Below are 14903 nucleotides of genomic sequence, written 5' to 3' on the forward strand. Positions count from 1 at the left end.
TAGCTTTGAGTCGTGCTCGCATCCGTGTTTTTTGTCTCGCAACTCAAAGCTACTGGATTGCGAGCACACTTTTACAAAGGACAGAATCAGGCGTGGGCAGGAGCTAACAGACGGAACACCCTACTACTAGTACTTCTACGGTAAAGGATAAAAGAGGCAGGCAAGGGTATAACCCTTTTTCATGGCTTACCAAATACGGAGAGATAAATGTTTCTGGGAATCTTCCGGATAACTCTAAAGTAAAGATGCAGTAATGAAAGTAGGTAAATACTACATCACACTATTCCTGTCGATTCTAATGCTTTGTTGCAGTTCGGAAAACGGATGCAATATCGATGGAATTTATGTTGGCCAGGCTCTAAAAACATCAGCGAATGCATCTAAAATCGATTATTGTACCGAATTAGAAAATGCGTTAGATGGCAACAAATCTAGTTTTTATAAGCTAGCTACACATCTACCTGGAGGAGCAACCAACTATGATCATGGCATTGTATTAATTCAATTAATGTGTCGGCTAAAAGATGAAGATATCTACGAGATGTTTTTAAATCTTTCGACTCAGGATAAAGAATTATTAGACGCTTTGGTGTCAGTCGGAATAGAGTATGGGAACAATGACTTAAACTGTAAAAAAATAGAAGCATATAAGAGTATGCTTTCAGAGACTTAGAGCTACCTACCTAGTAAACTCCACCCACTGAATAGCTACCCGCAGAGACCTCAGCACTTGTCGACTAGTGACTATTGGGTGGCGTTTCCGGTGTGTCCCCGGCTTCCTGATGTTTTTTTTGTGGCCCCTATCATGGAACGGAGAAGGCGCCTTTAGTTTGCGCGCGTTGGTCCGTTCTACATTTACACCGAAGGCCAGTTGGAAAGAAAGAGTAGACGCGACAACCTATTATAACCCACCCTTGCACCTGCGGCCGCGCCCGTGATACCTTGAATATAACCCGGTTGGGAATGCTGGAATAGTTGGGATGTCTGCAGCCTTGTTGCGCTGCAAAGGCTAGCGGAGATTTTCTCCAGAAATCGTAAGAAGGGACAGTAAGAGATATGGTTGCGCCGGAAACCAGAAGGGCTTGACAGTAATATTACATTTTAAAAGTAAAGCTATCAACAAAGAGAGGTCTTCCTGTGTTTTGATGATAGTTTTACTTTTAAAAAATAGAATCCATGTTTAATCTGAAGTCAATCATTGCCTTATTCGTATTCATGCTGTCATCGGTTAGCCTTTTGGCAGGAACGTCCGCAGCTACCATCGTTAACGATTCCCTTCCTGCTGGCGCTGACCAGGCGAAGCTTGAGCAAATCGAGAAGATGCTGACCCACAGCCCTCACTACAAGAATCGTAACGCCGCTGGCCGAGTTGAGGTTCTCAGGCGCAACGCGCCCGCCGCAACAGCCAGCAAACAGGAAACGCTAACCGGACCGGCCTATAAGAACAGAAAGCGGACTCCGGTTGCAGCGGATACCACGGCTGCGCCCACCTATATCCGCCGCAAACTGATCAGCCCGCACTACAAGAACCGGAGCGCCAAATCCCGTCGCTCGCTGTAAGTATACATGCGCCACAGATAAGAACAATCAGTTGTCTGTTCGGCTGCGCCGATAGACCGGAGCTAAGGAATTCACTGCCCCCCGGCAAAGCCGGGGGGCATCCTTACGTCTGGCCAACTGCCGTCTTTCAGGATCGATGACCGGGTTCAGCTACCCAAAAGTTCAACGCCTCCACTCTTCGGGTTGTCCAGCCTCACATCATCATCATTTCTTCATAACCAGATGCTCTAATTATGACGCTCTTCAATAAAATAAAGTGGATTCTCGGTATCGCCGTCGTCTTCCTGCTCGTAATCACTACCAATCTGGTCGATCGGCAGAACTTCATGATCATTGAGGCGTCGATCGAAACGATCTACGCGGATCGGATAATCGCGCAGGACATCATTTACGACATCTCCAATGAAGTCGCACAAATTGAGGTAGACTACGCCAAATCCGGCTCTGATCAGCTAAACGTAAATCTCAGCTCTAACAACGATAGCATCGAGGAATACATCAGGTTGTTTGCCGCTACGAAGCTGACGGCAAAGGAGAAGATGTTCTTCGATCGGTTGAAAGAGAGCCTGAAGGACCTCAAGTCAACTGCAGCGTCCGCTGCGGCGGATGAGGAATCTGCCGAAAAGATGAAAGCCAATCTCATGACCGTTCGCGAACAACTGGACGAGTTGGCAGACATTCAGGTTCAGGAAGGGAAAAGGGAACTCTACGAGAGTAAAAAAGCCCTGGGGTCGGCCTATCTGTTCACTCAGTTGGAGATCGCGGCCCTGATTATCATGGCGGTCATCGTGCAAATTATTATACTCTACGCACCGAAAATCGACCCCGATGCCTGACCGACTCTCGGTTGAATGTCATCTTCGCCGGTGATTTTTCCTTCTCAGTTGCAGAGCGTAGCTGTACTCAATTGGTGCCTGTCACGGCTCCCTTCTCCCGAGGAGCCGGGCCGGGGGAGAGGGAGATCCGTGCATCTCGTGATACACATATTTGTCGTTACCGGGCTTTATCGGCATTCTTGATTTTGCTCAGGAACTCATGGCGTATTCCGAGGTAGCTGGCCAGGTGTTTGTTGCTCAGCCTTTTGCTGATGTCAGGGTAGGTCTCAATGAAATAGAGGTACCTTTCTTTAGCCGTCAGGCAGTGATTCCGGACCAACCGTCTTTGCCAGGAGACCAGTGCTTTTTGGAAGATGATCCGGAACAACTTCTCAACTACCGGAAGAGCGTCGTACAATTTGCTTTTGTTTTCCCGGCTGATCAGCAGCACTTCACTGTCTTCCAGCGCCTGAATGTATAAATCTGAGGGCGTCTGGTTGGTAAAACTGTCGATGTCCATCAGCCACCAGCCGCTCACCGCGAAGTAGAGGTTAATTTCGTTGCCTTTTTGGTCAATGGTGAATATCCGGAAACACCCGCTCAGTACAAAGCCTTCAAAACGGCAGGTTTTACCTCCTCTCAGTAAAAAGGTTTTTTTCTTTACTTCGCTGAAGTTGAAGTAATTGCTGATGGTGTTCAGGTCCTCATCCGGTAGCGGGAGGTGATTGCGGAGGTTCTCTTTCAGTAAGTCGTATGACATCGTCTTCGTCTTAGGTTGATGGTGGGTGTACCCTGCGAGCGTCCGATCTCCCTTTTAAAAATGTCCAGGACCGGAGGTCCGTCTTACGTAGCACAGGGATTCGCCCCTGTGTTTTCGTTCGTGCAATTTGTTATTTACACACCGCGAGCGCGTATCACCAAATGCACTGCTATCACGAATTTGCCGCCTGTCACGTCCCCCCTCTCCCGAGGAGCGGGGAGAGGGAGATCCATACCTCCCATGATACACACGTTCCCCGGCAAAAAGAGAACCCGCCTGGGGTCTGGTTTTGTCCCGAATTTATCGGATTATGACCTTCCGCTCGGCGTTTCCTGCGTTGGTGCTTACACGGAGTACGTAAACGCCAGTCGCAAAGTCGGCGACATTCAACCGAACGGTTCCTCTTTGGTTGTCGCGTCTGGCGATAATGCGGCCAGCACTGTCGATCAGGATTAAGGTTGCCTCCGGCAACCCGGCATCGAGCGTTACTGTCAGTTCACGGTGGACCGGGTTGGGGTAAACCAGCACCTGGGCTTCCGCAAGCCGGGGGGCAGTAGTACCCACTGCTCCTGAACTCCGTTGCACTTCGCGGCTGAAGGCGAAGGTCTGCAGGGCTACCGAACTGACGTGACCGCCGTTGTCGGGGAAAGTCACAACAATTTCATTGCTCTCCTGCAGCAGGGAATAGGGAACCGGTATTTCCAGCATGCCGAAGAACCGGTCGCGGTTGTTCTGATCGTAACCACGATAGTCTTCGGGTACGTTCACCGGTGTACCGTTGATCGACAGGGTAGGGCGACGGTTGCTGACCCGGTCTCTGCCAATGCCCAGCCGGAGGGTCGCTTCTCCGTATGCACCGGTCGCAAGACCTTCCACCCGAAAGGTGAGCGGCTGGTTGGCCAGGATCGGGCGGAGCATATCGGTAGCGTAGGTTTTTCGTTCTTCGCTGCGCTCATTTGGGGTCAACGCTTCGGCGAACGTGTACTCGATCACGGCGGTGGCTTCCTGCCCTAGGGTGAAGGAGGGCAGGGTGCTCGGGGTCGTTTCTTCCAGAACCGGCACCAGGTCCGACTGGCGGTAAAGATGCTTGACCCGGATGTTAGTTGGGGCTGCGCCCTGCGGGTGCACAACGCTCAGGTCGATGTCCTGCGGTGAAAACTCCAGGCTGTTCAGGATCACGTAAACCTTATTGCCGTTCACGTAAGCATCGGCCTGAATGTCGGGGTCTGGCGACCAGCTGTCGACTCTCTTCCCGCGCACGTCTTTCCATAGTTCGAAGAACCCGAGCAGCTCGGTGTACACCCATTCGTCGCCGGTTTCGCCGGCCAGTTCGTGCTGTTGCCGCATCAGGCGGTAGGGATATTTGTTTCCGCTGGGGTCACTCCACCATGTGGCTTTGTTGAGGATGAAGGGAACGGTTTTCAGCATCACATCGGGCCGTTCCATCAGTTGCATCATCATGGTGCTGAACGAGCGGAGGTTATGCCAGTCGCGCTCCTTGGTGTAGGTCGTGCCGTTGATGCCAGGGCTCCAGTAGCCGTATTCCGAGATGTTCCATGGCTTTACCTTGCCGGAGGTCAGTACGCTGTAGTGCTCGATCATATCCAGCACCGCTTCGATGTTGGAGCCGCTGCGCCGCACTACCTGTTCGGGGTTGGCGGGTACGCCGTAGTCGTAGAGGTGAACACTGTAGAAATCCATATTGTCGCCGGCTTCGTCCATGAACATCTTCCAGTTGTCGCGCCATTGATCGAAGTCGTTCCGCTCCAGTTCGGGGAAGGCGGCGGTGTAGCCGCCCACCAGTACTTCCGGCAGGATCTGATCGAACTGCTCGGCAATATCGTTGTGCCAGCGGGCAATTTCCAGCGGGGTTGTCCCCCAGTCACCCGCCTGGTAGAAAGGCTCGTTTACCACTTCTACCATGGTGGGGCGTACCTGGCCGCTGGCTCCTCCCTCTCCGTAAAACTCCTTCACGGTAGTGGCCATGAACTCTCCCAAAGCGGAGCCGTTGGCGTAGGTCCACCCTTCGTCGGGGCCACAGCAGGCGTTCGGGTTGGTGGGGCCGGAGGTGGGGAAGATCGACATCTGTCCGCCCACCATCATCGAGCGGGTACGGTGCTCGATGGCCCGGGCTGACGGAGAGCCGGCGTACCGTGCTTTGTCGTTCACCCCTTTGGTGGCAAGATTGGCAAGTAAGGGGTAGCCCGGCCGGGCCGGGTCTTCGAACGACTGGTTGTACTGCCATACCAGAGAGCCGTTGTCGCGCCCCAGGTAAACATCGTAATCGTTCAGGAACGAATTGCGTTGTTCGTCGCTGTCCCAGTCATTACTGAACAGGTTCTCGTGCATCACGATGAAACGCTCCCGGGCAAAACTGTCCGTACCGTTGACCGAGTGGCGCAGGTCGAGGTTGACGTCTATTTTGACGGGGTTCTGGGCGTTCATTTGGGCGCGGACGCAGGTGCAAAGCAGGAGTAGGAGGAAAACGGGAAGAATTCGCATGATGACTGATGGATTAGATAGGTATATGGCCGCGAAAAAGGAGTAAAAGGGTTTTAGGTGTTCGCTTTCTACTATTTGACGCCCTTTGCTTTATGCCGCTCTTTGCGCGCACCCTCGAAGCGTCGTATGATCTGATAATCCGATGAAACGTATTGGTGCGTCAACCCCCATTCCATAATCTTCAGCGGATCGTCGGTATTGTCATTTTCCCGGACGAGTCCGATCGCGTGCGGCGCACCGGGGATGTAACTTTTGATCTCGAAGTTGATCCCGTCTGGCGCCCACTGAATGGTGTTTTTCTCCGGGCCATCAGTGGTAACGAGGGCCGCGATGCCGCCGTCGTGGTGCCATACGCAGATCTCGTGGCCGCTGTTGCTGATGGGGTTGTACTTAGACTTCACGTACGGGCCGAGCGGGTTGTCCGCAATCGCCACGCCGTGGCGAATCTGCCGGCCGCCGAAGGTGATCTCTTCGCCCATCTGTTCGCCTTTGTAGTAGAGGTAGAACTTGTCGTTGAAGAACATCAGACAGGGGTCGTGCACTTTGTGGCTGTCGAAGTCTCCTTTTTTCTCAACGGCGAAACGGTCCTGCGCCGTTCCTTTCCATACACCGTTATCGGCCGGGCTGAGGATCGGCTCGTCGAGTTTGGTCCAGGGGCCGTCGGGGCTTTCCGACCAGGCCATACCGACCTGGTTTTTCACCCGTACTTCGTACGGGCCACCGACGGTCTGGTAGGTCAGGTAGTACTTGCCGTCGTGGGGCAAACACTCGACGGTGAATACGGAGCGGTCATCGAAGGTGCCTTTTTCGCCTCGGGCTACGGCTACGCCCTGTTCCTCCCAGGTCCATCCGTCTTTGCTGGTCGCGTACCAGATGTCGCAGCGGTCCCAGGGGAAAACCTTGTCGTTCTCGATGTCGCCGCCGAAGCCCTGGCTCGGGCCCACGCTGCGGCTGTACCAGGTGTAGTAGGTATCGCCGACTTTGATGACGGCCGAAGGGTCGCGCCGTACCACGCCTTCTTCGTAGGCGAAATCACCCTTGAGGTCAAACGTTTCGTACTGCAGAAACCATTTATTGCTGCGGCTGCCCTCCGGCCAGGCCAGGGCGCGTTTGCTCGCGGCGCTCAGGTGTTCGGGGTCGGTGATGCCGAGGTAATCGATAATTTCCGGGTCGATGTTGGTGTAATCCGGGGTGTTTGCCACTGCGTTTTCTGTTTGCGCCGGTTCGGAGCAGGCAGCCAGGGCCGCCATTAAGCAACAGGGTAGGAATAGTCGGGTAAGCATGAAGATGTACTTTAAGTTGAGGTCGAAGAAGTGTTGGGGAGGGTAGGCAGGGATGATGGTGCTATCTCCCCATCCAGCCTCCGTCTACGAGCAATACGGCTCCGCTGACGTAGTCGGCCGCGGCGCTGGCCAGGAATACGGTCGGGCCTTTGAAGTCCTCGGGCTCGCCCCAGCGCCCGGCCGGGATGCGGCCGAGGATGGACGCACTCCGCTCGGGGTTGTCCTGCAGGGCCTGGGTGTTGTCGGTGGCTATGTAACCGGGTGCAATGGCGTTGACCTGTACGCCCTTGCCGGCCCATTCGTTGGAGAGGGCCATCGTCAATTGGCCGATGGCGCCCTTAGAGGCGGCGTAGCCGGGTACGGTAATTCCGCCCTGGAAGGTGAGCAGCGAGGCGGTGAAGATGATCTTACCACTGCCGCGTTCCACCATGTCGCGACCAAACTCGCGCGCCAGAATGAACTGCGCCGACTGGTTGACTTCAATGACTTTGTCCCAGTACTCGTCGGAGTGGGTAGCAGCGGGCTCGCGCAGGATGGTCCCCGCGTTGTTCACCAGAATGTCGGGCGTTCCGTTGTCGGATTTTACTTCCTGGATGAAGGCTTTCAGTGCTGCGCGGTCACTGAAGTCACACTGGTAGGCTTTGAAAGACCGCCCGAGAGAAGTAACGGCTTGTTCAATTTTCGATCCGCTGGTTTCGAGGCTGGCGGATACACCGATGATGTCGGCTCCGGCCTCGGCGAGGCCGACGGCCATTGCGAAGCCGATGCCGCGTTTACAACCGGTGACGAGGGCTGTTTTTCCGGATAAACTGAAGTTGTCTAAGATCATGTTTTTGCTTTAAGGGTGATCGCAATGTTCAATCAACTGATCATTGCATCCTGCGTCCGCGCCTGATGGTTTTCGTTGAATTGGCGTACGGAACGGAAGCAAAGATTACACCGCCGCCGCTCGGTCTCTAGCACACACCGTTTACACTCTACTACATATGGATATTTCGCGGAGAAGAAGCACTTATCAGGCTTTTCCCGGGGCGCAGACGCAGGTGCAGACAAGTTTTTTAAAGAGCAAAGTTTTACCTTTCGATCATTAAATATGTACCCCATGACCCTGGATAGTCACCAGCACTTCTGGAAATACGAATTGCCGAAACACGATTGGATCGACGATGAGATGGCCGCCATCCGCCGCAATTTCATGCCGGCCGATCTGCAACCCATCCTTGCCGCCAACGGCGTCGACGGCTGCATCGCCGTGCAGGCCGACCAAACCCTCGCCGAAACCGACTTCCTGCTCGACATCGCCGCCAAACACGACTTCGTCAAAGGCGTCGTCGGTTGGATCGACCTCCGTGCCGATGACCTCGCAGAACAGCTTGAACGGTATGCCGGTCAGCCTTTATTAAAAGGTTTTCGCCACGTGGTGCAGGGCGAACCCGATCCGCTCTTCCTGCTGCAACCCAACTTCCTGCGCGGCATCGACCTGATCGGGCAAAAAGGATACACCTACGACATCCTGATCTTCCCCCACCAGTTGGTCAGCGCCCTGGAACTGGTGAAGCAGTTTCCCGAATACAAATTTGTGATCGACCACCTGGCCAAACCTTACGCCAAAGCGGGGTACTTCACCGGATGGGCCGCCGCCATGGCCGCCATCGCTGAGTTCCCCAACGTCTGCTGCAAACTCTCCGGCCTGATCACCGAAGCCGACTACCATAACTGGACCACCGATGAACTCCTGCCGTACCTGCGGCACGCGCTGGAAGTCTTCGGTCCGGACCGCTGTATGTTCGGTTCCGACTGGCCCGTCTGCCGCGTTGCCGGAGATTACGCACAGGTAAAGGGTCTCATCGAGACCCTCCTGCAGGACTCATCACCAGCAGACCAGAAAGCCGTTTTCGGCGAGAATTGTGCTCGCTTTTATGACATCTGAGATTAGGCCGTTCCTTCTGGTGGTGATAGTGCGCCACCGTTTTGGCTTTCTACGATCGTTGTTTCGCTCCCCTCTCCTTCGGAGAGGGGCCGGGGGTGAGGTTACGAGCGCAGTGAGCAAAGCCATACTAAAGCGCTGTACACTCACCCCGTCCTGTGTGCCTAAGTCCGCGGGACCAGTATCACACCATTCCGTTGCCCAGGGCAATTACAACCACTCCCAATACCATGGCCGCAAGGCCGACGTAAAGGAAATTCTTCGCTTTGGTGGATGCCTTCACCCATTCTCCGGTAGAGAGGCCCGTTAGAATAGCAACCGCAACGCTAACGGTATTGAAGACTGCGTAACCAACGGTGTTTCCGGCTTTGCCAAGCTGGTAGGCAGCGTAGGCAAAGGTTACCGAAGCCGCAAAGTTCAGTACTGCCATCACGGCCGTAAGCAGGAGGTTTTTGCTGAACGCCGGAGTTTTGAATTTACCCCAGAGTTCCTTTTTCCCTAGTTGGTAGATGAAGTACGGCATCACGAATAGTGCCCCGGCTACGTAGATGACAAACATGACCACCACCGCTGTTACCCATTCCGGGTTGCCCGCCGCCTGGCTGGCGGCGTGAATGGCCGGCCGACCGGCTGCGTTGGCGTAACTGAAGCCCGTGGCCAGTAAGCCACCACCGATGGCAATGAGAATTCCGGTACTCATGGCCGATTGGTCGTTGGCGGTGACCAGTGCATCCTGCTCGTCTTTCTGGCGGGTCATGCCGGCCCGTCCGTTGGCAACGATCCCGATGAGAACAATCACCAGGCCACCGAGAATGGTCAGGAAGGCATTGGTGGGCGGAAGACCATCCACCAGAAAGGGGAGGAGCGACCCGACGAGGATCACCGTACCGATGAAGATGGAGAAGCCAAGGGAAAGACCGATGTAATTTATCGCTTTGCCCCACAGCATCACCCCGATTCCCCAGGCGAGGGCCGCGATGCTCATCTTAAGGAGAATTTCTCCGGAGAGAGACCCGATGATGTCGGTAAATCCGTCGACCAGCACGAAGCCGGCGATGACGGGAACGATGAGCATATTGATGAAGAACATCAGTCCCCAGGTATTCTCGAACTCGAAGTCCTTAGCGTATTTCTCGGGCAGGGCGTACAGGCCCAGCATGATGCCAGCCGCAATGGCCGTAAGTATTCCTAATGTCATGATCGGTAAGTGTGTATGGTTAGAAGTTTAGTTGGTAGATCGTCTGGCTTTTGTATTCCTCGCCGGGGTGGAGGATCGCGTCCGTTACTCCCGGGAGGTTAGGCCCGTTGGGGTACCGGCTGGCTTCAAAGCAGAAGGCCCGGTATTTGCCGTATTGGTCTCCGTTGCTCCGGGAGAGCTCGTCGGAAGTGAAAAAGCCGGTGTAGAAGAGTGCGCCGGGTTCCGTCGTCAGCACCCTCAGCTCGCGCCCGGAAGCAGGATGCGTGAAAAGAGCGACTTCCCGCGCAGTTTCAGTGCCGGACGGAAAACGGTAGTAGGTCTCGAACCCCGTTTCTGTCTGGTCGAGCCGGTCTCCCAGCCGAACGGGCTGTCTCAGATCGGTGAAATGACCATCGACGGCTGTTTCTTCTCCTACGGGAACATTGGTAGCATCTGGCTGCAGAAAGGCGTCGGCGTCGATCCTTGCCTGGTGGTCATGGATCGTTTCTTTAAATCCCGATAGGTTGAAGTAGGTATGGTTGGTCATAGATAGCGGCGTTGCCTGATCGGTGGTGCCGGTGTAATCTATGATCAGTTCGTTGCTGTCGGTCAGGGTATAAGTGACGCTGACGTCGAGGTTGCCGGGGTACCCACCGTCGCCAGCCGCACTGTGTAGGCTCAGTTTCAGGTTATGGCCTTCGGCCCGCTCTACGACCCAGAGGCGCTTATCGAAAGCCCCCACGCCTCCGTGCAGGTGGTTCGATCCGTCGTTTACGTCTACCTGATAGCCCTTGTCGTCAATGATGAACTTCCCGTCTTTGATCCGAGAGGCATAGCGGCCGACGGTGCATCCGAAGTAGGGTGCATTCTCCTGGTACGCTTTGCTGAAGTATCCGTTCAGGCTGTCGAAGCCGGCGGCGAGCTCTGCCCGCTCGTCTCCGTCAGGAAGGCTGATAGAGGTTACCGTCGCACCGTAGGGGGTGATTTTTACGCGCATCCCGTTGGCGTTTTCCAGTGTGTAGAGCTTAACCTCCCTGCCGGCAAACGAGCCAAAGGATGTTGTTGAAATGGGCATGATCGTCGTTTTAATACTTTTGTTGTTTGTGTTTGAAATTTTACTGATAAGGCTCTTTTACCGCCTTATTTCACCTCAAAAGGCCCCAGTTTCTCCCAGTCAAAGACCACCCCCGTTCCCGGCGCTTCCGGTGCTACGGCGCGGGTATTTTCTACCACGAGTGGCCGTTTGGTGTATTCATCGATCGGGAAACTGTGTACTTCGAGCCAGCCACCGTTCGGCTGACTGGAAATGAGGCTCACGTGCAGCTCCTGCATCCCGTGCGCACATACCGGGATGTCGTATTTTCTGGCCATCTCGGCTACCGCCAGCCAACCACTGATGCCTCCGCAATTTGACGCGTCTGGCTGGATGAACGACAGTTCTGCCTGTTCGAATGCGTAGCTGAATTCGTGGATGGTGTGCAGGTTTTCACCCATCGCCAGCGGAATATTCGTAGCGCGGGCAATGGTCCCGAAGCCTTGGTAATCGTCCGGAATAGTAGGCTCTTCGAACCAGTAAATATCGTACGGTTCGAATGCTTTGGACATTGCGATGGCCTGCTCCACGGTCTGGCTGTAATTGGCGTCGACCATAAATGTGACGTCGGGGCCGATGAGTTCCCGTACGGCTTTCACCCGGGCAACGTCTTCGGCCAGTTCCGGTCTGCCAACCTTTATTTTTACCGCGGTGAAACCCCGTGCCAGGTAGCCCCGGATGTTGTTCAGCAGTTTCTCCAGAGGGAACATGAGGTCGATCCCGCCACAGTAAGCTTTACAGCTGGTATCCGCGCCTCCGGCAACCCGTACCAGCGGCTCTCCGGCTCGTTTGCACCGGATGTCCCACAGCGCAATGTCGATGGCACTGATCGCGAAAGAAGCGATACCGCCCCGACCGACGTAGTGAATGTGCCATTCCATAAAGTCGTAGAGCCCGGCAATGTCAGTGCCGTCTTTGCCCATCAGCTCCGGAGCAAAATCGTACTCCACCATCGCCCGGATGGCCTGTCCGCCTTTGCCTCCCGTGTAGGTGTAGCCGGTCCCTTCGGTGCCGTCCTCCAGGGTAACGGTCACCGTTACCAACTCGAAATGAAAGTGGTCGCCATGCTTCGCATCCGACAATACCTCCGGTAAAGGGACTTTAAATAGTTGGGTTTTAACATTCTTTATTTTACTCATCCGGTATTTTCCTTTTATGTTTTTACTCGAAAGCAAAATCCTTGGCGTTTGCCTTTTGCCGTTGCTAATACTTCAGGTAGGTGGTTTTTTTCTCCATGTACTGGTCGAGCCCGTAGCGGCCGTCTTCTCCTCCGGTACCACTCAGTTTCAGGCCGTTGTGGAAGCCCTGGTGCAGTTCGCCGTGGCCCCGGTTGATGTAAATTTCGCCGAACTCCAGATCTTGGTGGAGGCGCATAATTTTGTTGAGGTCTTTGGTGAAAACCATAGCGGCCAGTCCGTATTCACAATCGTTGGCGTAGGCCATCGCCTGGTCGTAGCCCTTGAATTTTATTACGGGTAGTACCGGACCGAACAGCTCGTCGTGGACGATATCCATGCCCTGGGTAACGTCCTCAATTACAGTAGCTTCGAAGAAGTGACCTTTAGCGAATCTTTCGCCTTTTGGCCGTGCTCCGCCACGGGTTATGCGGCCTCCCTGTTCTACGGTTATGGCGACCAGTCGTTCCAGATTTGTAACGCTGCGCGCTTCGGTTAGGGGCCCGAGGTCGGTGTCTTCCTCTTCGGGGTATCCAAGCTTCAGTTTATCTACTTCGGCTAGGAATTTTTCCATGAACGCGTCGTAAATCTCTTCTTCCACGTACATCCGTTCGTTGCAGGTACAGACCTGTCCGTAGTTGTCGAACCGGCTGTGCAGGGCTCCGGCTACGGCCTGGTCGATGTCAGCATCGGCGAAGACGATGCAGGGGGCTTTACCGCCCAGCTCCAACTGTACGTGAGTAAGATTTTGGGCCGCTGAGCGGGCAATAGCCTGGCCGGTGGGGGTGCTGCCGGTCATGGTCACCATTTTGGTCAGCGGGCTTTCTACTAGGATTTTTCCTGCTTCCACATCGCCGGTCACCATGTTCAGGATGCCATCGGGCACGCCGGCTTTTTTGGCGAGGTCGCAGAGTGCAAGGGTCGCTAATGGAGCAGCGGGAGTTGGTTTAAGTACAACTGCATTGCCCGTTACCAGAGCCGGGCCGATCTTCCTTCCCGCCAGTGCCAAGGGGAAGTTCCAGGCGGTGATCGCAACGACCACGCCTCGGGGAACCCGGTGAATCAACAGCTGTTCGTCGGGGTTATCGCTCGGGACGATATTGCCCTCGAGGTGCCGCGCGTGAGCGGCGGCGTATTCCATAAACGAGCAGGTCACTTCCACCTCGAAGCGGGCCACCTTCAATAGTTTACCCTGTTCTCGGGTAATCAGCTGTGCGAGTTCCTCGGCGTTGGCGCGGATCTCAGCACAAAATGCGTGCAGGACCTTTGCCCGCTGGATGGCGGGCAGCCGACCCCACGCCGGCTGTGCGGCTGTTGCCGCTTCCAGCGCGGCAATGGCGTCGGCTGCTCCTGCCACCGGAACGGTCCCCACCTCCGATCCGTCGGTGGGGCTGTAAATGGTGTCTTTCTCTGTTGTCTGTGCTTCTACCCAAGCTCCGTTGCGGTAGAGGTCGAAATTGTAAACTTTGCTCATCAATGGAAGTTTTGCTTCGGCGGCAAAGTACAGTCGTGGGTAACCTCCCGGCTATCACCTACGTATTTTAGACTGCAACATATGGGTTGGGCTGATTTCCACTCACGCCTGACAGTCCAGAAGCACCTTCATACCGTCAGGGTTAGCATCGATTTGCTCGAATACCGACTGAACCCCAGAGAGCGGAGCTACCGAAGTAACCAACCGACCTAGTTGCAAATCGCCAGCCGATACCAATGCAATGGCCTTGTCGTAGTCTTCCGGTTCGTAAACCCGGGCGCCGATCAGCTTGAGTTCTTTCCAGAAGAACTTGAACAGGTTCACCGGCCGGGGCTGGCCGTGAATGGCCACCATCACGATCCGGCCACGAATACCGGCAACCTCGGTCATCACATCAACGGTGGGCTGAACGCCGGCAACTTCAAAGACGACGTCCGCCAAACCGCCGTCGGTTTTTTCGGAGACGTATTCCACCAGATCGGTTTTTGCCGGGTTGACTACATTAAAACCCATCTCTTCAGCCAGCGCGATACGTGTTGGGTTCATTTCGGAAATGATGACTTTGCCGCCCGCTTCGCGGGCAACGAGTGCCACCAACATCCCGATGGGGCCACCACCAAGGACAACCGCAGTTTCTCCCGCTGTGAGACCGGAGAGGCGCACATCGTGGCAAGCCACAGCGAGGGGCTCGGTCAGAGCCGCCAGTTTCATGTCGATATCAGCGGGGAGTTTGTGCAGGGTGAAAGCCGGAACGTTCCAGTACTGCTGCATAGCGCCGGGGCTGTCGATACCGATAAACTTCAGACCGGCCGCAATATGGCTGAAACCTTTGTCGGAAGGCTTCTCCGCCCGGTTGTCCAGCGGACGGACAACTACACGGTCGCCTACTGCGTATCCGCTGACATCAGGACCAATAGCGTCGATGACGCCCGACATCTCATGACCTATGGTCACGGGAATATCAACCCGCTTGTCCATCATTCCGTGGTAAATATGTACGTCGGTGCCGCACACGCCGCAGTAAGCGACTTTGATCCGCACTTCGCCCGCTCCGGGTTCTTCACGTTGGGTATCGATTACGGCAAACTGTTTGTTGCCGGTGTACTGGGTTGCTTTATTATTCATTGTTTATTTGTT

The 14903-nt window shown here is 54.9% G+C and carries 13 protein-coding genes; 4 read left to right on the forward strand and 9 right to left on the reverse strand.

The window, feature by feature from the left end; translation table 11 throughout:
• Positions 1–253: 253 nt before the first annotated feature.
• From FUA23_RS16730 to FUA23_RS16740, 3 genes are all read left to right on the forward strand, one after another.
• Complete coding sequence (locus FUA23_RS16730) at positions 254–673, forward strand: hypothetical protein (RefSeq protein ID WP_147931913.1); 420 nt, start codon at positions 254–256, stop codon at positions 671–673.
• Between the two features lie 503 nt (positions 674–1176).
• Positions 1177–1560: a hypothetical protein gene (locus FUA23_RS16735; protein WP_147931914.1), complete on the forward strand. Its 384-nt coding sequence runs from the start codon at positions 1177–1179 to the stop codon at positions 1558–1560.
• A gap of 233 nt (positions 1561–1793) precedes the next feature.
• Positions 1794–2396, forward strand: a complete 603-nt coding sequence (locus FUA23_RS16740; protein WP_147931915.1) for an MCP four helix bundle domain-containing protein — start codon at positions 1794–1796, stop codon at positions 2394–2396.
• A 157-nt stretch (positions 2397–2553) separates the two neighbouring features.
• On the opposite strand, the gene FUA23_RS16745 is transcribed toward FUA23_RS16740, so the two are convergent.
• The 4 genes from FUA23_RS16745 to FUA23_RS16760 all read right to left on the reverse strand — a co-directional run bounded on the left by FUA23_RS16745 (position 2554) and on the right by FUA23_RS16760 (position 7746).
• Positions 2554–3135, reverse strand: a complete 582-nt coding sequence (locus FUA23_RS16745; RefSeq protein WP_147931916.1) for a Crp/Fnr family transcriptional regulator — start codon at positions 3133–3135, stop codon at positions 2554–2556.
• 300 nt (positions 3136–3435) lie between these two features.
• The gene (locus FUA23_RS16750) at positions 3436–5637 is read right to left on the reverse strand and encodes a T9SS type A sorting domain-containing protein (RefSeq protein WP_147931917.1); all 2202 of its coding nucleotides are present in this window, start codon (positions 5635–5637) and stop codon (positions 3436–3438) included.
• 71 nt (positions 5638–5708) lie between these two features.
• Complete coding sequence (locus tag FUA23_RS16755) at positions 5709–6920, reverse strand: glycoside hydrolase family 117 protein (protein WP_246144299.1); 1212 nt, start codon at positions 6918–6920, stop codon at positions 5709–5711.
• 61 nt (positions 6921–6981) lie between these two features.
• Complete coding sequence (locus tag FUA23_RS16760; RefSeq protein WP_187271108.1) at positions 6982–7746, reverse strand: SDR family oxidoreductase; 765 nt, start codon at positions 7744–7746, stop codon at positions 6982–6984.
• Positions 7747–8022: 276 nt separating this feature from the next.
• On the opposite strand from FUA23_RS16760, the gene FUA23_RS16765 reads away from it, so the two are divergent.
• Positions 8023–8850: an amidohydrolase family protein gene (locus tag FUA23_RS16765; RefSeq protein ID WP_147931919.1), complete on the forward strand. Its 828-nt coding sequence runs from the start codon at positions 8023–8025 to the stop codon at positions 8848–8850.
• Positions 8851–9031: 181 nt separating this feature from the next.
• Here FUA23_RS16765 and FUA23_RS16770 read toward each other — a convergent pair whose 3' ends face one another.
• From FUA23_RS16770 to FUA23_RS16790, 5 genes are all read right to left on the reverse strand, one after another.
• A complete protein-coding gene (locus FUA23_RS16770; RefSeq protein WP_147931920.1) occupies positions 9032–10045 on the reverse strand; it encodes an L-rhamnose/proton symporter RhaT in 1014 nt (337 codons plus the stop codon).
• 19 nt (positions 10046–10064) lie between these two features.
• Positions 10065–11099: an aldose epimerase family protein gene (locus tag FUA23_RS16775; RefSeq protein WP_147931921.1), complete on the reverse strand. Its 1035-nt coding sequence runs from the start codon at positions 11097–11099 to the stop codon at positions 10065–10067.
• Between the two features lie 65 nt (positions 11100–11164).
• A complete protein-coding gene (locus FUA23_RS16780; RefSeq protein ID WP_147931922.1) occupies positions 11165–12256 on the reverse strand; it encodes a mandelate racemase/muconate lactonizing enzyme family protein in 1092 nt (363 codons plus the stop codon).
• 64 nt (positions 12257–12320) lie between these two features.
• Entirely contained in the window at positions 12321–13766 is a 1446-nt protein-coding gene (locus tag FUA23_RS16785; RefSeq protein WP_147931923.1) for an aldehyde dehydrogenase family protein, read from the reverse strand.
• A gap of 102 nt (positions 13767–13868) precedes the next feature.
• A complete protein-coding gene (locus FUA23_RS16790) occupies positions 13869–14891 on the reverse strand; it encodes a zinc-dependent alcohol dehydrogenase (RefSeq protein ID WP_147931924.1) in 1023 nt (340 codons plus the stop codon).
• Between the last annotated feature and the right edge of the window lie 12 nt (positions 14892–14903).

This window comes from Neolewinella aurantiaca (assembly GCF_008014675.1).
Classification (GTDB): Bacteria; Bacteroidota; Bacteroidia; order Chitinophagales; family Saprospiraceae; genus Neolewinella; species Neolewinella aurantiaca.